Here is an 18932-nt window from a genome sequence, read left to right as displayed (position 1 = left end):
GGAACGTTTGGTCGGTAGCAAAAAAATAATCGTTGATGATTTTACGTTCCATCGGAACGTTTGGTCGGTAGAAAAAAAAATAAATCGGTAAAATGTTTCGTAATAACATTTTGTTGGTACCAAATTATATTCATTTAAATAAAAAATAAAACCAAATGAAACAGGAAACATTTGACATTATTGAATTACGTCCCGGAACAAAACATTATTATGGTGATAGTATAGAAATGCCAGATATATTATTGGAGGATGGATTACTGGTAAAAGCATCTACAATCGATATTCCGCTTGGACATTCGCGTTATGCAGGACCAATTGCTGATCTTCCAAAAGATTTTCTATATCCAGATGATTTGCGTTTTGCAGGTCAGCTTGATCTAAAGCAAATTGCGCCGCATGATAAATCGGAACTTTTGCCAAAAACGGGACATCTTTTCTTTTTTGCTGATATTATAGAAGATCGAGGTCTGGTCTTTTATGCTGATATTGACAACAACGAATTGGTAAGAGTTGAAAAAGATCACGATGATAATTTTTTTGAAGGTGTGTTAATAAAAGAAGTTTTTGCAAATACTGAAAAACTTTCAAGTCGTTACCGTGATCCAGAAGATGAATATGAGGAAGATGATGCCAACGAAGATGGACTTTTATGGGATTTCTTTGCAGGAAGTGAAACTTCCAAAATCTTCGGAATATTTACACATTGTCAGGCACAGGAAGAACAAATTTTGGATGTAGTAAATTCGGATAAAGTTGTGCTTTTACAGATTGGCGAAAACGGATTTAATGACGAAGGTGTTTTTAGTGTTTTAATTGATAAAGACGATTTAAAAGCGCTAAATTTTACTAACTGTGAATTTCATTGGGGGCAATCATAACAACAATAATATGAAATTTTAGCATTACAAAAAGAATGAAAAAATACTATTTAATTGTCATGTTTTTATTGCTTTTCACAAGTATTCAGATAACTGCTCAGACAAAAAAAGGAATGATGTTTACTTTAAAATATGAAAATCAGGGCTGCTCGTACGAAATATTGCTAAATGACATGCCTGTAGCGACTAGCTTTGGTTTAAGTAACGGATTTTCTTTGAAAAAAGAATTGAACCAATATATTCTGAATTCGGGAAAACAAGAAATTACCATTAGAATTTATCCGCAAAAGAAAACTGAAACATCTTTTGAGGCAACAGTAAGTAAGATGGCTAAAGTAAAAATTGCTATAAAGAAGAATAAAGAACCATTGTCTATTTTGGATTTAGCAGAAGCAAGAGAAAAAGGAATTCAAACAGAATGGGAAGTTTTATCTTTTGAGACTCCAAAAATAGAATCTGATGGCTCTTTTCATGAATTTAAAACATCTTTTAATGTTGATGGAAAAGATATTAATTGGAAAATAATCGGTTGGACTGAAAGCAAAGACTTAAGAAATGATCCTGATTTACGAAAACAGGTCGATTCTTTTTATGAGAATTTCAAGAATGTTTTAGCCTCAAAAAAGCAGCAAGAATATCTAAAATTATTAAAAACAAGTATACACGAAGAAGCATTATCGAAACCGTGGTTTGAGCCAGATTTTGAAAAAGATTTGTCTAAAGAAATAGTTCAATATGCAATCGAAGAACGCAATTTTATTTACCCTTGCGAAAATGCTGAAATGAAATTTTATGCAAATGGAAAAATTGTAACCTTAAGCTGCAAAGACATAACAACTTTTGGTTATTCTCCTTTAATTTCAAAAACTGCCAAAAATGCAATGCCAAAAGTGCATACTATTTATTTGCATAAACCTAAAAACTCTGATGAATTGGAGATAATAAGATAAAACATGTAATATGATTAAAGATTTAGGACACGGTTATAAAATCATTGACAACAAATTTATTTTGTGTTACGAAAGTGAAGTGTTTAAAAAATTCTATAAAACAATAGATTTTGAAACTTTTAAGATCGCTGCAACAAACGAAGAGCACGACAGAGATGGTTTTGCTTCGACAATTTATTTTACAGATAAAAACCATGTTTACATTCAAAGTGCTTTTACCAGTTTTACTATTATAGAAGACGCAAAACCAGACGATTTTAAAATAATAGATAGTAAGAAAGGATATTCTTTTTCAAATGGAAATTATTTCCGTCATGATGATAAAATGCCTTTTGACTTGAGTAAAGCAAGGCATCTTAATGATTATCATATTCAGGTAGAAGACAAATTATATTTTGCAGATGTCAAACTGATTGAAAATGTCGATTTGGAATCTTTTGTGATTCCTCATCCAGAATTAATCGAGAATTTGGCTCAGGATAAAGATCATGTTTTCTTTAAAGGAAAAATAGTTCCAGAAGCGAATTCAAAGACGTTTAAAGTTTTGGAAGGATGTTTAGATGGAACTTATTATCTGGAATGTGATAATGCTTTTTATGCCAAAGATAATCAGTATGCCTATTTTATCAGGACAATCAGCGATGAGGTAAAAGTGATTAAAACTAAAAGTTTGAACGATTTTCATTTTAAAGTAATTGATGAAAGAGGTTATGCTTTTGATAAAGAATATAGCTATTATATGGGTAAAAGAACCAAATTATAAACATTATGGCGATACATAAATTTGATGAAGTTTTAAACGATCTTATGGATTATTTCATTCTGGGAGATGTAGATTGTTTAATGCAATATAAAATCGAAAATGATTTACCAGATGACCTTCTAACGGAATTTACGACAGAAGAAACAGGAGATCAAGTGGTAGAAGAAGGCGTGATTGTACCCATGATCGGAATAGAAAATTATCCCTATACTGTTTATTTTAATCTTTCAGATGATGTTCCTGAATTATTAAAACCTGGTAACGAACTCCAGCACAAGCGTGACGGATATTGTTTAACGGTTGTAAACGGAAGAATTTATTTATATACCATTCCGTATTTAAGAAATTTTACAAAAGAGAAAGTCGATTTATTGAAAAAGTACAAACATGCGACCATAGAACTTCCAAATGGTTTTTACAGTGTTTCGATTTTAGCTGGTTTAACCAAACAAACGCTGGAAATCAAAACAGAATCTGGAGAAATAGAGGAGGTAGAAGACATGGAACCGACTTTTGAATTTCTTATAAAGCCTTCGGAAGAAAAACCAGATTTTACCGCTGATTTTACGTATCCGTTTAGAATAGAATTTTAGACCTTTCAACTATTTGAAATAAGAGCAAATAACATGAATAAAGAAATACAAATAGAAGAACTCAACAATAACACTTTTTTTTGGAAATATTATTTCTGCTGGTCAAGAGGTTTTGATGACCAGAAAGAACTCAATATTGATGAGGTTCTCGAAGTTGTCGAAACAGATGAAACGAAAGCTTACGAATGGGAAAGATTGTTTCTAAATGAAGAAGATATAGAAGAAAACCCAAGATACATTACAGAAGAGCTAAATGCCAACTTGAATTACACAATTGAATTTCAAGAATATGAAATCAATTTTTTTCTAAACGATATTTACTTTGGAAATTTAGGAGGCCATTTTGAAGCTTGGTTTTTTACTTTGGAAGAATTATTAGCTTTTGAAAAATATCCGAATGTATTTCTTCTTTTTTTACCAATGACGGGAATAACAGAAGATCAAAAAGCTATTTTAAAACCTTTTATAATTAAACACCTGAACTTGATTCCAAAATTTGAAATGCATTCAGAATATATTGCAAATTGCATTTTAAATGGTTTAATCATGGAATCTCCATTTGAAGAAAAACCGAAAATTGGTTTAACTAACAATCAAAATCATAGTATCAGAAATGTAACAGATTATCCGCGTTATAAAGAAGATGTAATAGCACTAAATAAAATTCTGACTACGCTGGAATAACTGATTTTTAAAATTATTAATATAAGCCAAAATATTTTTTTTATGGAAAATCAAAAATTTGAAACCGAAACATTTTCTCTTTTAATTCCTTCTGTTTACACCAATATGCAGGTGGTTTGGGAAAGCATTCGAGCAGCGCACGAATTGCCCAAGAGTGATTATTTGTCGTATGCAACGACAACACTTATTCCTGTAGCATTTTTTAATGAATTTACTGGAGAGACTATTGTTTTACGCTATTGGGAATCTTGTAAACACGAAGACCAAGAAACGGAGCTCATAGAGGAAAAGGAAATTCAATTAGCAGGTCATACATCAAATATTCGGTTGTTGAAATCAAACGATGGTCTCTTCTATTATTTCGCAATTGTCCAAATAAGCGATGAATTTTGTTATATTTTTAAAGGCGATTGTAAAATAAAAAATAGAAGTTTTTATGAACCTCTTTTTGAAGAAATATGGAAAAGTCTTGAATATTTTGGAAATCCTAAAGAAGCAATAAATAAACTTCCTCAGTTTTTACTTGATTTTTATTATCATACAGAATCAGAATCAGAAAAAAAATTAAATTTTGATGATGATGAAGAAGAACAATTAGAAGAAATCCCAGTTATAGAAGAATTTTCTATTCCCACAGACGGCAAAGAATATTGGACAATAGATGATATTGAATTACAGTTTTTACCAGAATGCAGTGCCTCTGTAAATGGAACTTTGTACGTTAATCTGGAAGGGATTATTCCTGAATTTGAGGAGAAAAAACACGGTTACATAGTAGATTCTTATAACGGAGCGGCAGCGTTAAATTTTTCTCTTAGTCAGATATATAATGCAGGAATACCTACTGGAGTAATTCCGTTTGAAAAAGGTAAGGATAAAAGTTACAATCATTATTTATGGGATAGGGGGTTCCAATATTCACTTTCTTTTACTGGTAATGTAACTTTAACAGAAGGATGGTTTGGGCTGAATGGTTATTTGGTAAATGAATGGGAGCCTAAAAGATATAAGATAAGTTTAGCTAAAAAGATAGCAGTACAGGAATTAGGATGGGAAAAGTACGATTTTACAATGTTGAGAGAATTGGAAAAAGCATCACCCCAAATTGTACGCCAACTGAAATTAAAAGATCCAGATCCAATTGAATTAAGAGAAGAGCTTCATTCACTAGTTCATTTAGAATCACTTTCAATTGAGTTTTCAAATAACAGTAAAGAAGCAGAAACTTTTACGGAAATCCCTGCGTCAATTAAACATTTTAAGAATTTGAAACGTTTATATCTTTGGGGAATTACTGCAATTACCAAATTCCCAGAGTGGATAGGAGATCTTCGCGAATTAGAATTTCTATTGTTAACGGGAAGTAAAGTTGAAGGGATTCATCCTTATATGCTTCAGTATCTTTCAAAACTTAAGTTTTGTTTTCTTGAAAATAGCAGTTTAGAATCGGCTCCTAAATCAATACCTGAAAATTTGGAGGTTTTACATTTAGAGGGAAACCAGCTTACCGATATTCCGAGTTCCTATACGCAATTAAAGAATCTTAGAAAACTCCATATTAGAAATAATCCCCTAAAATCACTTCCTGCGGGAATTGAGAATATTCCAGGACTTGATTTAGAGTTGGAGAAGAAAATGATTTTGTTAGATTACACTTATAAAGGAGCAGATAACAAAGGAACAATAGCTTATAATGATGAATTATTTTATGCCCGAAATGATTCGGATTTAAATTCAAGTCTTCAAAAAGCGATTAAAAAAGCAGATTTTCAGGAATATGAAAATGGACTTTCTAAAATTGCGCGTCATGCAGTAAATTTTGTTACTACAACTCCAGATTCTTATAATGAATTGGGGAATACCCGATTTGGAGGTCTTCCAGATTTACCTTTAAATCTAGAGTATCCGACGGTAACAATCGATGAAGAAAAGAAAGGCTATCAGTTTATTGCTCAGATTAATTGCACTTCTATCGCCGATTTACAGGATTACTTGCCTCGAACTGGAATACTTTATTTCTTTATTAAAGACCAAGAGGATTTTACTCCGAAAGTCATTTATTATGATGGAGAAACGGATCATCTAAAATCAGCAAAAGAATTAAATTTTGATGAAGAGTTTATCTATGATGAAGGAGGTATTTATAAACCATTTAAAACTGATTCAGCAAAATGTGTAAGTTTTCCATCATTTTATAATGATGAGCATTATTACGAAAACATTGCACCCGAATTAAAGGAATTAGAAGAGCAATACGATGAAACTGAGGCGCTAAATGAAGCACTTTTGCCTTTTAATGAAAAATCTTCTCACGGAATTAATAGTTATGTTTTCAAGCAACATGATTCGCCTGAAATTGAAGCAGTAAATACACTGAAAGGAAAACCAGAAGAATGGATGGTATTATTGCGTGTAAGCAGTGACAATAATCCAGGATTTTGTTTTTGGGATGCAGGCGAAATTTATTTTGTCATTCATAAAAGTGATCTTGCCAAAAAAGATTTTTCAAATGTGTATTGTGGATTGGAAACTAGTTGATCTTTAGTTTGAATATTCAAATAATAATTTTACCATGAAAAATAAATTAGAACAATTAGAGCAAATTTTGCAACCTTTTGCAGTAGATTCTAATATGACTGGAAATAATCTTTTAGTTTTTCCTGAAGATTTTAGGGAACTTCATACATATAAAGTTTTCGGAAGTAATTTATTAGCGATTCCTTCAAATTTACTAATGGAAGGAGATGATGAAGAATTTGAAAAACCATTTCGTTTTCTTTCGGGGCAAGATGAACTTGATACTTTTGAAAGTGAATTTAGGGAAGATGTTCCAGATGAATTTATTCAGATTGGAAATCTGTATGAAGTAACAGAAATAGTTCTTCTCAATAAAATTCGTAACACAATCCATATTTTTCATGTACAGGATGTTTTTGATTCGGAGTGGATGAAATATAAACTGGAAAAAGAGATTTGTACGCTTGATGAATTTATTAATGCACTGAGACCTCAAACCGTTTCTTGTTTTATGAATCCATCCAACTATTCAGAATACGACATTTTTGAAATCAGAAATGAGACAGAAGTGTTTTGCAAAACAACTTCTACAAAATATTCAGATCAAGAGAATACATGGGCAGCTTATTTTAAAATTGTAGATGAAGCAGTTGCAAAGGGATATGAAATTCATTATGCACCTCAAATCGTTATTGAAAAGTTAAACTAGAATTATGGAAAACACACTTCAAAAATTAGATCAAAATTTGTCTTCTCTAAGATCAGAATTTTATAAAACCTTGCAAGAACCGGTAAACGATACAATTATAGAATCTCTAGAAAAGAAATACAATATCGTTTTACCAGAAGATCTAAAAGCACTTTATAAATGGAAAAACGGACAGGAAAATAGTAATTTTGAATCGTTTGTAAATAATTCCATGTTTATTGCTCTGGATGAAGCTCTTGATATCGCTTCTGAAAATACCTCAATGATTGGTTTTGATTTTGAAATTGAAAATTGGTGGAATGCAAAATGGATTCCTTTGTTTCATAATGGAGGAGGAGATTACATTTGTTATGATTGCGAAGGCACTTTCACAGGAAACGCTGGACAAATTATTGAATTTTGGCATGCTGATAATGATAGGAATGTTATAGCTCCAAATCTTGAAGCCTTTCTATCACAATTAAATTATTATTTCGAAAAGAATGAAATTACAGCTTTTGATGAATATTTCGAAGTCGAAAAAATACAAGGATATCCAAAGGAGTTTATTATAAGGTAATTTAAATACATTCTACTACATTAAACTTTTATTAACAAAATGTGATTGGTCATTGGTTTATATTTGTAAGAAACAAATTAATTTTAAGAGTCTTAGAACCTATGAAAATCAAACTTTTAAAAATCTCTTTTTTACTTATTCTACTTTTTTCAATAAAAGGATACAATCAAAACGTGAAGCTTTTGAATATCGATCAGCTTAACGAAAGAATCAAAAATGGAAAAGACAGTACTTATGTAGTCAATTTTTGGGCAACGTGGTGCGCGCCTTGTATAAAAGAATTGCCTCATTTCGAGAAATTAGCAGCAGAACACAAATCGGAGAAATTGGCTGTTTTATTGGTAAGCTTGGATTTTAAATCTAAATTGGCTTCGAATGTAGTTCCGTTTGTAAAAAAGAAAAATCTTAAAAATGAAGTTTTTCTTTTAAACGAAAGCGATCCACAGCAATTTATTGATCGAATTGATCCATCATGGTCAGGAAGTATTCCTGCAACGCTTTTCATTAAAAACGATAAAAGAAAATTTGTTGAAAGTGAATTTACCTACGAACAATTATTAACTGAATATAAAAAACTGTAAATCATGAAAAAAATAATCTTATTACTGACTCTGGCATTTTCTGCTTTTTGGGCTCAGGCGCAAACAGCTACAACCCTAAAAGCGGGTGACAAAGCACCAGATTTCAAACTGAAAAATGTAGATAATAAAGAAGTTTCTTTTGGAACTTTTAAAGATGCAAAAGGGTATATCGTAGTTTTTACTTGTAATACTTGTCCATACGCAATTGGTTACGAACAGAGAATTATCGATTTAGATAAAAAATTCAGACCACAGGGATATCCTGTAATCGCAATTAATCCAAATGATCCTGAAGCTTCTACAGCCGATACATTTTCTAAAATGCAGGATTTAGCAAAAGACAAAAAATATCCTTTCCCATATTTGTTTGATCCAGGACAAAAAATCACTGATGAATACGGAGCAAAGCGTACACCACATGTTTTCATAATTTCGAAAACTGCAAAAGGAAATGTGGTAGAATATGTAGGCGCAATCGACAATGATCCTGAAGGAAATAAAGCAGATAAAGTAAAGTATGCTGAAGATGTTATTGCAGCTTTAAAAAGTGGCCAAAAACCAGCTGTAACGCAGACCAAAGAAATTGGCTGTACAGTGAAGAGAAAAGCAAAAGCTTAAATCTAAACAAAAAATAATATAAATACGAAACGCCCCAATTTCTTGGGGCGTTTTTGGCTAATATAATGAACAAGTTACTTTCTATTTTTTATCAATTTTGTAAAGTCTTCCTTGATCGGTAACGGCGTATAATGCTTCATCTTTTCCTTGTGTAATATCTCTAAATCTTTGTCCTTCTCCGGCCAATAATCTTTCTTCTCCAGCTACTTTATTGTCTTTAAAAGCTAAACGTACAATATGCATGCCGCTTAAAGCGCCTATGAATAAATTATTTTGCCATTCTGGAACTCGGTTTCCTGCGTAAAATGTCATACCACTTGGAGAAACTACAGGATCCCAATAGTAAACAGGCTGTTCCATTCCTTCTTTCTGAGTGATTCCCTCGCCAATTTTTGCACCGCCATATTCAATTCCGTACGTAATTGTAGGCCAGCCATAATTAGCTCCAGCTTTGATTCGGTTAATTTCATCCCCACCTCTTGGACCGTGTTCGCTTTGCCACAATTCTCCAGATGTTGGGTGAATGGCAATTCCCTGTGGATTTCTATGTCCAATCGTATAAAGTTCTGATAAAGCTCCTGTTTGTGTAAATGTAGGATTTCCTGGTGCTGCTTGTCCACTTGTCGTAATGCGAACAATTTTACCTAAACTGCTCGTAACGGCTTGTGCTAAAGGACGAGTTTCTAATACAGATCTTTCACCAATACTCACAAATAAATTCCCAGTTTTATCAAACAACACGCGGCCTCCATAATGAAGTGTACTTGCATTAGGTGTATTAGAACGATAAATAACCGTTACATTTTCAAGAGCAGTTTCATTGTCTGATATTCTGGCTTTCGCTACAGCGGTAATATTACCACCAGCAACTGCTTCAGAAAATGCCCAATAAATCATTCGGTTTGTAGCAAAAGAGGGATCAAGACAAATTCCTAGTAATCCACCCTGATCTGCAGGATTTACGGCAGGAACACCTGTTAATGCATTTCCAATAACTCCAGCTTGAGTTACAATTCTTATTTTACCTGCTTTTTCAGTTACTAAAAGACGTCCGTCCGGAAGATAGGCAACTCCCCAAGGAGCACTTAAACCGCTGGTGATTACTTTAGATTCAATTTCTGTAGTAGTTTGAATGCTTCCGGCACGTGTTTGTCCAGCAAAAGCTGGTTGGTATGTTGTATTGGCAGTACCTGTTTCTACAGGTGGTCCTGTTGGTCCTGTGTTGACATTGTCATCGTTATCATTGTTGGAACAACTGCTTAGAGCTAAAACACCAACAAGAAGAAAAATACTTTTTTGAAATATCATAATGCTTTCATTTTAATGGTTAAAAAATAGATTTTGCCTTCCCGAATGTCTCGAAAGTGAAAACTATTTTTTAGAAATTCATTAAAAATGAAATGGTCAGTTTCAAATGAAATTCTAGATTCTATTTTCAATTAAGATTGCCTAAATACTTGTACCTAATTCATTGAAGTAAAAGAATTTCAAATAGAAATTAAACTTCTTTTTGGAAAGCATTTAGTGGGACATGCTTAATTTTAACGGAAAATTGTTACAAATTATTGCCGAAAAAAAACAGATAATGTCCTTTTTAAGGAAACTTACTATTGAAAATGAAAATAAAAAATTGGCGTAGGTCTTATTTTTAAAGGGATTTTTAAAGACTTTTTAGCTTCTTCATAAAAACAGGAAAAACTTCATTTAATTCGTCAAAAAGTGGATTTTTGCGATTCTTAATTTTGATTTCGCTGAATAATTTTAATCCTAAAGCAAATTGAACTGCCTCAGATTCATCTGCAAAAATGTTCTTTTCTTTGATTCTTTCGATTATTCCGAAAATCTCATCATGATTGTCAAATTCGATTCCTAATTCTCTTGCAGGTTCGGTTTCTCCGTTTGCGTATTGTTTAAGACTTAAGGTTAAGTAATATTTGTTTGATCTTTTTTCCATAATTTTTGAATGCTAATTTTATTTAAGCCATTTGTCAACCATGACTTTAAAGGCTTCTTTGTATTGTTCGCCAACTGTAATTTCTATTTTATCGATGAAAATCGAATTTTTACTAATGGCACTTATTTTATCTAATGCAACTATAAAGGAGCGATGTACACGCATAAATTTTGATGAAGGAAGTTTTTCTTCTAATGCTTTCAAAGAAATCAGTGATAACAAAGCTTTTTGTGAATCTTCCAAATGTACTTTTACATAATCCTTCAAACTTTCGATGTAACAAATGTCTTTTAAAGAAATTCGAACCCATTGGTATTCGACTTTTAAAAAGATAAATTCATCATCTCCTACAATGTTCTGGATTTGATTGTTATTGGCTTCTTCATGCAGTTGTAAAACTTTACTTGAAGCACGAAGAAACTCTTCATAACTGAAAGGTTTTAAAAGATAATCTACTGCATTTACTCTATAACCTTCAATAGCATAATGATTGTAAGCCGTTGTAAAAACGATTTTCGGAAGAGGTCCAGGTTGGTCTTGTAAAAGTCTCGCAAGTTCCATTCCCGTTAAATTTGGCATATTTATGTCTAAAAAAACGACATCGGGTTTGGTATCGCGAATGATTCCCATTGCTTCAACAGCATTGTCACAAGTGGTTATTAATTCTAAAAAAGGAGTTTGTTCTATAAACGTTTCTACCAATTTTAAAGCTAATGGTTCATCATCTACTGCTATACATTTTAATACCGTCATTGCTCTAGATTTATTTTTAATTTAACTTTATATGTTCCGTGATTGGTAACTCCAAATGTGATATAATGCTGATCTGGATAAATCAGTTGTAATCTTCGTTTGGTATTAGTTAAACCAATTCCGCCTACATCAGAAACAGCTGTTTTTTCGAAAAAAGTATTTTCTACTTCAAATTCAAGATTGCTTTCTTGCTGCGTAAGCTTAATGTGAATTTCGCTTTTATCAGTAGCATGAACGCCATGTTTAAAAGCATTTTCTACTAAAGGTAATAATAACATTGGAACAATTGGATAATCGTGTATGTTTTCAGGAATGTCTGTGGTGATTGTTAATTTACTATTGGCGCGAAGTTTCATTAGAGCAATAAAATCACGCATAAATTCGGCTTCTTTCAATAATGTCGTTTTTTCTTCTGTGCTGTAAAGCAAATAGCGCATCATTCGGCTTAAAGTATGAAGAGCGTTTCGTGAATCTTCAATATCAGTATAAGTCAAAGAATAAATGCTGTTTAAGGAATTAAAGAAAAAATGCGGATTGATTTGTGCTTTCAACATCGCCAATTCGGCCATGGTTTTGTCTTGTTCTAATTTTTGTTTGTGTTGCGCTGCTTTCTGCCAATGTTGTAACATGGCCCAGCTTGTACTGATTCCTAAAACCAACAAAGTCAGTGTAAAAACGTAATTGTCGAAATAAGGATTTTTGTATTTTTTAAAACCAATTGCTTTACTAATTTGGTTATGTAGATCTGTTTGAGAAGTATAAAAATAAGCGATTAGCTGCAAAGTAAAAATGGCAAGAAAAGCCCAAAGTAAGTACAAAGAAGTATTGTCGTTGATAATGGTTTTAGGAACAACAATTTTTGCTGTGGAATAAAAAGTAATGATTAATAAAACCAGAATGATGCTTTGCCAAATCCAAAATGTTTGAGGAAGTGCAACATTCCAGGTTAAAGGAATATAAAACAACATTAAATATCCTAGAAGCAACCATCCAAGAATGTGGATTCCGGTGAATAAGTAAGGTCTGAAAAAGGTGGGTGTCATTATAATTTATAATTTTAAAAGCAATATTACATTTTATTTACGTTCGAATTTTAAGCAATCGTCCAACTCCGATTTAGAATCTCTAAAAAGCATTTTAGAGCCGATAAGACAAAAATTAAACACTTGTTTAATATTTTAAAAAACTCCATCGGTTCTAAGGTTACCTTTATCGATTCTATTAGGGTTTTCGTCTATTTGAAAATTTTCGTTTGTAATATTTTAGTTCTTTTGTTGTCATATAATAGATAATCACACATTTTTCACAATGAATAAGCAATCATTTTTAAGTATTCTGGCAGCATCAATTGTTATCGCTTCTTGCGGTAAAAATGACAAGTCGGCTCAGGCTGGCGGCGCGCCACAAGTAAAAGAGTATAAGACTGTGACATTACAGCCGGAATCTGCTACACTAAACAGCGATTTTCCTGCTAGTATTCAGGGACAGCAAAATATAGAGATACGCCCAAGAGTTGAAGGGTATATTGATAAAATTTTTGTAGATGAAGGAGCAGTTGTAAAAGCTGGACAGCCTTTATTTAAAATCAGTGCTCCAGAATATGAGCAGCAAGTTAGAACCGCAACGGCAAGCATCAAAAGTGCTCAGGCAGATTTAAGTGCGGCAAAATTGGCTGTAAATAAAGTAAAGCCACTGGTTGAAAAGGGAATTATCAGTAAGTATGATTTAGAATCTGCTCAATATACTTATGAATCAGCTGTGGCAGCTGTAGCTCAGGCAAATGCCGCTTTGGTAAATGCTAAAGTAAATTTAGGATATACAACTGTAACAAGTCCCGTAAATGGAGTTGTGGGTTCAATTCCGTTTCGTTTAGGAAGTTTGGTAAGTTCTAATACAACTGAACCTTTAACTACGGTTTCAAGTATTGGTAATGTGTATGCTTATTTTGCAATGAATGAAAAAACATTGTTGAATTTTACTAAAGATTCAGGAGCTTCATTAAATCAAAAATTAAAAAGCATGCCAGCGGTTTCGTTATTACTTTCAGACGGTTCTGCTTATGGTGAAAAAGGACATATTGAAACCGTAAATGGATTAATCAATACAGAAACGGGTACAGTAAATGTAAGAGCTCGTTTCCCAAATCCAAAAGGAATTATCAGAAGCGGAAGCAGTACAACAGTTCGTATTCCAAAAGATGTAAAAGATGCTTTAATTGTTCCTCAAAGTGCAACATTTGAACTTCAGGATAAAATGTTCGCTGTAGTTGTTGGAAAAGATGGTAAAACCAGAAATGCCAATATCACTGTTATGGACAATTCAGCTGGAAATTATTATGTAGTAACGAGTGGTTTACAAGCAGGAGACCAAATCGTGTTAGAAGGAGTAGCTTCTTTAAAAGAAGGAACTGAGATTAAAGCCCAAAATCAAAGCCCAGAAACAGTTTACGCCGATTTAAAATAAAAAAAATGTTTAAAAAATTTATACAAAGACCCGTACTCTCAACGGTAATATCTGTTATTATCGTTATTTTAGGTGTTTTAGGCCTAATTGAGTTACCGATTTCTCAATATCCAGATATTGCGCCTCCAACGGTAAACGTGGCAGCAAGTTATACTGGAGCCAATGCAGATGTGGTACTGAAAAGTATCGTAATTCCTTTGGAGGAACAAATTAATGGTGTAGAAAACATGACGTACATGACTTCTACAGCAACCAATGATGGAAATGCCTCTATTAAAATTTTCTTTAAAGTTGGTACCAATCCTGACCTAGCAGCGGTAAACGTGCAAAACAGGGTTTCGAGAGCTACAAGTTTACTTCCTGTTGAGGTAACTCAGGCTGGGGTTACGGTAACCAAAAGCCAGAGTAGTAACTTGCTGATTTTCTCTTTATACAGTGATGATAAAGCTTACGATCAGACGTTTCTTCAGAATTATGCGAAAATCAACCTTGTACCACAAATTCAGCGTGTAGTTGGGGTAGGAGATGTAACCGTTTTTGGTGCAAAAGATTACTCTATGAGAATCTGGTTGAAGCCAGACGTAATGCAACAATACAAATTGATTCCTAGTGATATTTCGGCTGCTTTAGCAGAACAGAATATTGAAGCGGCACCAGGTAAATTTGGTGAAAACGGAAATCAAGCATTTCAATATGTAATTAAATACAAAGGACGTTTAACAAGTTCTCAGGAATTTGAAAATATCATTATAAAATCTGTTGGAAATGGACAGATGCTTAGACTTAAAGATGTTGCTAAAGTAGAATTAGGATCTTTAAGTTATTCATCTACGATTAAAACAAATGGTGTAGAATCGGCAGCGATGGCAATCAGCCAGACTCCTGGGTCGAATGCGCGTGACGTAATCATCAATTCAAAAAAATTGATTGAAGAAGCTGCGAAGAGTTTCCCAAAAGGAATGAAGTACACTATTATGGTGGATGTTAACGAAAACTTAGATGCTTCTATTGAGAAAGTAATTCACACTTTGGTCGAAGCTTTTATTTTAGTTTTCATCGTAGTATTTATTTTCCTTCAAGATTTTAGATCGACTTTAATTCCAGCAATTGCGGTTCCGGTTGCGATTGTGGGTACCTTTTTCTTCCTGAATTTATTCGGTTTTACGATTAACCTTTTGACGCTTTTTGCGATGGTTCTCGCCATTGGTATTGTCGTCGATGATGCGATTGTAGTTGTGGAGGCCGTTCACGCCAAACTCGACGATGGATATAAATCGGCTAAGAAAGCGACAATACATGCGATGGACGAAATTTCGGGAGCGATTATTTCGATTACTTTGGTAATGGCTGCCGTATTTATTCCAGTAACATTTATTACAGGATCTACAGGGGTTTTTTACAAGCAGTTTGGTATTACACTGGCGGTTGCGATTATTCTTTCTGCGGTAAACGCCTTGACTTTAAGTCCTGCTCTGTGTGCACTTTTATTAAAACCACACGCAGACGATCATAAACATAAAAGTTTTTTACAGCGTTTTTATACTTCTTTCAACGTTGCATTTGATAATGTTACCCAAAGATATAAGCGTTCGGTAAGTTTCCTTTCTGTAAAAAAATGGATTGCATTAGCTTCTATTATAATTGCTGGTGTAGCGTTGGTTTATATGATGAAAACTACTCCGTCTGCTTTCGTTCCTTCGGAAGATCAGGGGACTGTTTTCGCCAATATTAGTTTACCACCATCAGCTTCTATGGAACGTTCAGATATTATGGCTAAGAAAGTTGATAGTATCGCGAAAACCATTCCAGGAGTTAAAAATACACTTCGTATTGTTGGACAGAACTTTACAGCTGGAGCTGGTAGTGCGTACAGTATGGTTATTGTGAAGTTATATCCTTGGGATCAGCGTGATCTTAGTGTTGATGATGTAATCGGACAGCTTTTTGCTAAAACAAGCGGTATTCGTGAGGCTAGTATTTTCTTTATTTCACCTCCAACTATTCAAGGTTTTGGTCAAAGTGGTGGATTTGAATTCCAATTGCAAGATAAAGGAGGGCATACAACTGCTGAGTTCTATAAAGTAAACAATGAATTCCTTGCAAAATTAGCAGAACGCCCAGAAATACAATATGCGACAACTCCATTTAACCCTGGATTCCCCCAGTATATGATGGATATTAATTTAGCGAAAGCGAAAGATGCAGGAGTTTCTGTAAATACAATTCTTTCTACAATGCAAGGATATTATGGAGGATTGTATGCTTCGAACTTTAATAAATTCGGAAAACAATATCGTGTAATGGTTCAGGCTTCACCAGAATTTAGAGCAAATACGCAAGGATTAAATAAAATCTTTGTTCGTAATAGTGCTGGAAATATGGCGCCAATTACAGAGTTTGTGAAAATGACAAGAGTTTTTGGACCAGAATCGATTTCAAGATTTAACTTATTTACGTCGATTTCGATTACAGGAGCGCCAAAACCTGGATATAGTTCTGGAGATGCAATTAAAGCAATTCAAGAAGTAGCGGCAGAAAATCTTCCTGCAGGTTATGGTTATGAGTTCTCAGGTTTAACGCGTGAGGAATTAGCTTCTGGAGGTGAAACCATATTCATTTTCGTATTGTGTTTGGTTTTCGTTTACTTCCTGTTAAGTGCGCAATACGAAAGTTATATTTTGCCATTTGCAGTATTATTATCAATTCCGTTTGGATTGGCAGGAGCGTATTTGTTCTCGATTATTTTCAAATTGAACAGTAATATCTACTTACAGATTTCTTTAATCATGTTGATTGGACTTCTGGCCAAGAATGGTATTTTGATTGTCGAATTTGCTTTGGATAGAAGACGTAAAGGTCTTCCGGTTGTACAAGCAGCAATCGAGGGAGCAGTAGCACGTTTACGTCCTATTTTGATGACTTCTTTCGCCTTTATTCTTGGACTTGTGCCGTTGATGTTTGCTTCTGGTGCGGGTGCTGTTGGTAACAAATCGATCGGTACTGGAGCTGTTGGAGGTATGTTAATCGGAACTATTTTAGGAGTTTTTGTTATTCCAGTTCTGTTTATCATTTTCCAAAATTTACAAGAAAAAATCAGCGGACCAGCAAAAGAAGGGTATGATGATGAAGATGACGATGAAGACGAAATTCATTTAATAGAAGCTCACAAAGAGTAAAATTTAATTACAACAAAGATGACGAATAGTTCAAATAAATATATTTTACTGGTAATAACAGCCGCACTAATTAGTGCGTGCTCTGTTACCAAGAAATACGAACGTCCCACAACCTTAAAAACAGATCAGTTGTATCGTGATCAGTCTTCTACAGATTCGACTACAATTGCAGATATGCCTTGGCAGAGTGTTTTTAAAGATGAAAAATTGAATGCATTAATTCAAAAAGGTTTAGATCAAAACCTAAATCTGAAAAATGCAATCGAGAATATTGTACAGGCAAGAGCTTCTTTGCGTCAAAGCAAATTAGCGTATTATCCAACTTTGCAATTGGATGCAAGTGCAACGCATAATAAGCAATCGCAGGCAGGTTTAAACTTCCCAGCAGGAATCAACATCAATACTTTAACTACAACCTATAAATTAGGAGTAAGTACGTCTTGGGAATTAGATATCTGGGGAAAATTAAGCAGTTCTAAAAGAGCGGCTTTGGCAACTTATTTAGCAACTGATGCTGCAAAACAAGCTGTTCAAACTCAATTGATTTCAGATATTGCTAATAATTATTTTATGCTTCTGGCTTACGATAAATCGTTAAAGATTACGCAGGAAACTTTAGAAAGTCGTATTAAAAATGTAGAAACAATTAAAGCTTTAAAAGAAGGTGCAATTGTGACAGGAGCAGCAGTTGTTCAGAGTGAAGCCAATCAACATGCAGCAGAAGTTTTGATTCCGGATTTAAAACAAAATATCCGCGAAACAGAAAATGCTTTGAATATCTTATTAGGGCAAGCGCCAGGACCAATTGACAGAGGAGAATTAGGAGCACAAATTATTCCTGAAAATATCGCTATTGGTATGCCTGCTCAATTATTGCAGAATCGTCCAGATGTTCGTCAGGCAGAGTTTAATTTCAGAGTTGCTTTTGAATCTACAAATTTGGCTAAGACTTATTTTTATCCAAGTTTAACGCTTACAGCAAGTACAGGATTTTCAAATTTAGAATTAAATGACTTTTTTAGTCACTCTATTTTTTATTCGATTATTGGAGGTTTAACACAGCCAATTTTTAATCAGGGATTAAATAAGATGAGATTAACAACAGCTCAATCACAACAATTACAAGCTTACAATAATTTCCAACAAAGCCTTTTGGTAGCGGGACAAGAAGTTTCAAATGCATTGTATTCTTACGAAATGGCTGTTGAAAAAGAAGATTCTAGACAAAAACAAATTGAAGCTTTAGAAAAGGCGGTTGATTTTACACAACAGCTTTTAGAATACAGCTCAGCTACTAATTATACGGATGTATTGACTTCTGAGCAAAATCTTTTGGCAGCACAATTAAGCGGGATTAATGATAATCTTCAAAAATTGCAAGCTGTAGTTAATTTATACAGAGCTTTAGGTGGAGGATGGAAATAAAAAGACTGTAGTTTAGAAAAAAATAACCGTTTGTCGGAAAAATTACACCTTTCGTCTAATTAATTAAAAAGTAATAGGGAATAGGATATACCTTTGAAACGGTTAAAAATAATTAAAGTCTATTAAGTTCCACCATGATCATAATTGTTTTGATCGATCGCTTAATTTAAATAAAAACATGACTAAAAAACGCCTCAGAAATGAGGCGTTTTTTTATTAAATGTATATCGGCTGAAAAGTACTATTCGTCGATTAGTTTTGAGGTTCTGTATAATGAATGCGACTGCGTTAAATATTGGCATTACTTTA

At 33.5% G+C, this 18932-nt stretch carries 17 protein-coding genes; 13 read left to right on the top strand and 4 right to left on the bottom strand.

Translation table 11 applies throughout. The annotated features are described in order from the left end of the window. Positions 1-155: 155 nt before the first annotated feature. The 10 genes from VGE71_RS09455 (at position 156) to VGE71_RS09410 (ending at position 8852) form a co-directional block, all read left to right on the top strand. The gene (locus VGE71_RS09455; protein ID WP_331138104.1) at positions 156-878 is read left to right on the top strand and encodes a DUF1963 domain-containing protein; all 723 of its coding nucleotides are present in this window, start codon (positions 156-158) and stop codon (positions 876-878) included. Between the two features lie 35 nt (positions 879-913). Continuing rightward, positions 914-1828 carry a hypothetical protein gene (locus tag VGE71_RS09450; RefSeq protein ID WP_331138103.1) on the top strand — a complete coding sequence of 305 codons (915 nt, stop codon included), beginning with the start codon at positions 914-916 and terminating at the stop codon, positions 1826-1828. A gap of 10 nt (positions 1829-1838) precedes the next feature. Continuing rightward, a complete protein-coding gene (locus VGE71_RS09445) occupies positions 1839-2591 on the top strand; it encodes a DKNYY domain-containing protein (protein ID WP_331138102.1) in 753 nt (250 codons plus the stop codon). Between the two features lie 5 nt (positions 2592-2596). Continuing rightward, positions 2597-3184, top strand: a complete 588-nt coding sequence (locus tag VGE71_RS09440) for a hypothetical protein (protein WP_331138101.1) — start codon at positions 2597-2599, stop codon at positions 3182-3184. A gap of 33 nt (positions 3185-3217) precedes the next feature. After that, on the top strand, positions 3218-3868 hold the full coding sequence (locus VGE71_RS09435; protein WP_331138100.1) for an Imm19 family immunity protein: 651 nt from the start codon (positions 3218-3220) through the stop codon (positions 3866-3868). Positions 3869-3910: 42 nt separating this feature from the next. Continuing rightward, complete coding sequence (locus VGE71_RS09430; protein WP_331138099.1) at positions 3911-6406, top strand: DUF1963 domain-containing protein; 2496 nt, start codon at positions 3911-3913, stop codon at positions 6404-6406. A gap of 34 nt (positions 6407-6440) precedes the next feature. Then, a complete protein-coding gene (locus tag VGE71_RS09425; RefSeq protein WP_331138098.1) occupies positions 6441-7094 on the top strand; it encodes a hypothetical protein in 654 nt (217 codons plus the stop codon). Positions 7095-7098: 4 nt separating this feature from the next. Then, a complete protein-coding gene (locus tag VGE71_RS09420) occupies positions 7099-7653 on the top strand; it encodes an SMI1/KNR4 family protein (protein WP_331138097.1) in 555 nt (184 codons plus the stop codon). A gap of 101 nt (positions 7654-7754) precedes the next feature. Then, complete coding sequence (locus VGE71_RS09415; RefSeq protein WP_331138096.1) at positions 7755-8234, top strand: TlpA family protein disulfide reductase; 480 nt, start codon at positions 7755-7757, stop codon at positions 8232-8234. A gap of 3 nt (positions 8235-8237) precedes the next feature. Further along, positions 8238-8852, top strand: a complete 615-nt coding sequence (locus VGE71_RS09410; protein WP_331138095.1) for a thioredoxin family protein — start codon at positions 8238-8240, stop codon at positions 8850-8852. Positions 8853-8933: 81 nt separating this feature from the next. On the opposite strand, the gene VGE71_RS09405 is transcribed toward VGE71_RS09410, so the two are convergent. From VGE71_RS09405 to VGE71_RS09390, 4 genes are all read right to left on the bottom strand, one after another. After that, positions 8934-10160 carry a PQQ-dependent sugar dehydrogenase gene (locus tag VGE71_RS09405; RefSeq protein WP_331138094.1) on the bottom strand — a complete coding sequence of 409 codons (1227 nt, stop codon included), beginning with the start codon at positions 10158-10160 and terminating at the stop codon, positions 8934-8936. Between the two features lie 352 nt (positions 10161-10512). Further along, positions 10513-10806: a DUF3861 domain-containing protein gene (locus VGE71_RS09400; protein WP_144219524.1), complete on the bottom strand. Its 294-nt coding sequence runs from the start codon at positions 10804-10806 to the stop codon at positions 10513-10515. A gap of 18 nt (positions 10807-10824) precedes the next feature. Next, positions 10825-11559, bottom strand: a complete 735-nt coding sequence (locus VGE71_RS09395) for a LytR/AlgR family response regulator transcription factor (RefSeq protein WP_144219525.1) — start codon at positions 11557-11559, stop codon at positions 10825-10827. Beyond that, positions 11556-12602 carry a sensor histidine kinase gene (locus tag VGE71_RS09390; protein WP_331138093.1) on the bottom strand — a complete coding sequence of 349 codons (1047 nt, stop codon included), beginning with the start codon at positions 12600-12602 and terminating at the stop codon, positions 11556-11558. Before VGE71_RS09390 ends, VGE71_RS09395 begins: the two co-directional genes overlap by 4 nt. A gap of 265 nt (positions 12603-12867) precedes the next feature. Between VGE71_RS09390 and VGE71_RS09385 the strand changes: the two genes are divergently transcribed. Genes VGE71_RS09385 through VGE71_RS09375 form a run of 3 tightly spaced genes read left to right on the top strand, consistent with a single transcriptional unit; the run spans position 12868 to position 18623 of the window. After that, positions 12868-14022, top strand: coding sequence for an efflux RND transporter periplasmic adaptor subunit (locus VGE71_RS09385; protein WP_331138092.1), 1155 nt, complete (start codon positions 12868-12870; stop codon positions 14020-14022). A gap of 5 nt (positions 14023-14027) precedes the next feature. Further along, positions 14028-17198 carry an efflux RND transporter permease subunit gene (locus tag VGE71_RS09380; protein WP_331138091.1) on the top strand — a complete coding sequence of 1057 codons (3171 nt, stop codon included), beginning with the start codon at positions 14028-14030 and terminating at the stop codon, positions 17196-17198. Positions 17199-17216: 18 nt separating this feature from the next. Next, positions 17217-18623: an efflux transporter outer membrane subunit gene (locus VGE71_RS09375; protein ID WP_331138090.1), complete on the top strand. Its 1407-nt coding sequence runs from the start codon at positions 17217-17219 to the stop codon at positions 18621-18623. Positions 18624-18932 lie beyond the last annotated feature (309 nt).

The sequence above is a fragment of the Flavobacterium sp. genome (assembly GCF_036405015.1).
In the GTDB taxonomy this organism is placed as follows: Bacteria; Bacteroidota; Bacteroidia; order Flavobacteriales; family Flavobacteriaceae; genus Flavobacterium.
The sequence above is the reverse complement of the archived record's forward strand: the minus strand, read 5'-3'. Positions and strand labels throughout refer to the sequence as shown.

Bases quoted from the DNA above. Each gene is read 5' to 3' on its own strand.
- VGE71_RS09375 (WP_331138090.1), top strand. From the start codon at position 17,217: ATGACGAATAGTTCAAATAAATATATTTTACTGGTAATAACAGCCGCA.
- VGE71_RS09440 (WP_331138101.1), top strand. From the start codon at position 2,597: ATGGCGATACATAAATTTGATGAAGTTTTAAACGATCTTATGGATTAT.
- VGE71_RS09385 (WP_331138092.1), top strand. From the start codon at position 12,868: ATGAATAAGCAATCATTTTTAAGTATTCTGGCAGCATCAATTGTTATC.
- VGE71_RS09420 (WP_331138097.1), top strand. From the start codon at position 7,099: ATGGAAAACACACTTCAAAAATTAGATCAAAATTTGTCTTCTCTAAGA.
- VGE71_RS09450 (WP_331138103.1), top strand. From the start codon at position 914: ATGAAAAAATACTATTTAATTGTCATGTTTTTATTGCTTTTCACAAGT.
- VGE71_RS09390 (WP_331138093.1), bottom strand. From the start codon at position 12,602: ATGACACCCACCTTTTTCAGACCTTACTTATTCACCGGAATCCACATT.
- VGE71_RS09400 (WP_144219524.1), bottom strand. From the start codon at position 10,806: ATGGAAAAAAGATCAAACAAATATTACTTAACCTTAAGTCTTAAACAA.
- VGE71_RS09380 (WP_331138091.1), top strand. From the start codon at position 14,028: ATGTTTAAAAAATTTATACAAAGACCCGTACTCTCAACGGTAATATCT.
- VGE71_RS09410 (WP_331138095.1), top strand. From the start codon at position 8,238: ATGAAAAAAATAATCTTATTACTGACTCTGGCATTTTCTGCTTTTTGG.
- VGE71_RS09430 (WP_331138099.1), top strand. From the start codon at position 3,911: ATGGAAAATCAAAAATTTGAAACCGAAACATTTTCTCTTTTAATTCCT.
- VGE71_RS09395 (WP_144219525.1), bottom strand. From the start codon at position 11,559: ATGACGGTATTAAAATGTATAGCAGTAGATGATGAACCATTAGCTTTA.
- VGE71_RS09455 (WP_331138104.1), top strand. From the start codon at position 156: ATGAAACAGGAAACATTTGACATTATTGAATTACGTCCCGGAACAAAA.
- VGE71_RS09415 (WP_331138096.1), top strand. From the start codon at position 7,755: ATGAAAATCAAACTTTTAAAAATCTCTTTTTTACTTATTCTACTTTTT.
- VGE71_RS09405 (WP_331138094.1), bottom strand. From the start codon at position 10,160: ATGATATTTCAAAAAAGTATTTTTCTTCTTGTTGGTGTTTTAGCTCTA.
- VGE71_RS09445 (WP_331138102.1), top strand. From the start codon at position 1,839: ATGATTAAAGATTTAGGACACGGTTATAAAATCATTGACAACAAATTT.
- VGE71_RS09425 (WP_331138098.1), top strand. From the start codon at position 6,441: ATGAAAAATAAATTAGAACAATTAGAGCAAATTTTGCAACCTTTTGCA.
- VGE71_RS09435 (WP_331138100.1), top strand. From the start codon at position 3,218: ATGAATAAAGAAATACAAATAGAAGAACTCAACAATAACACTTTTTTT.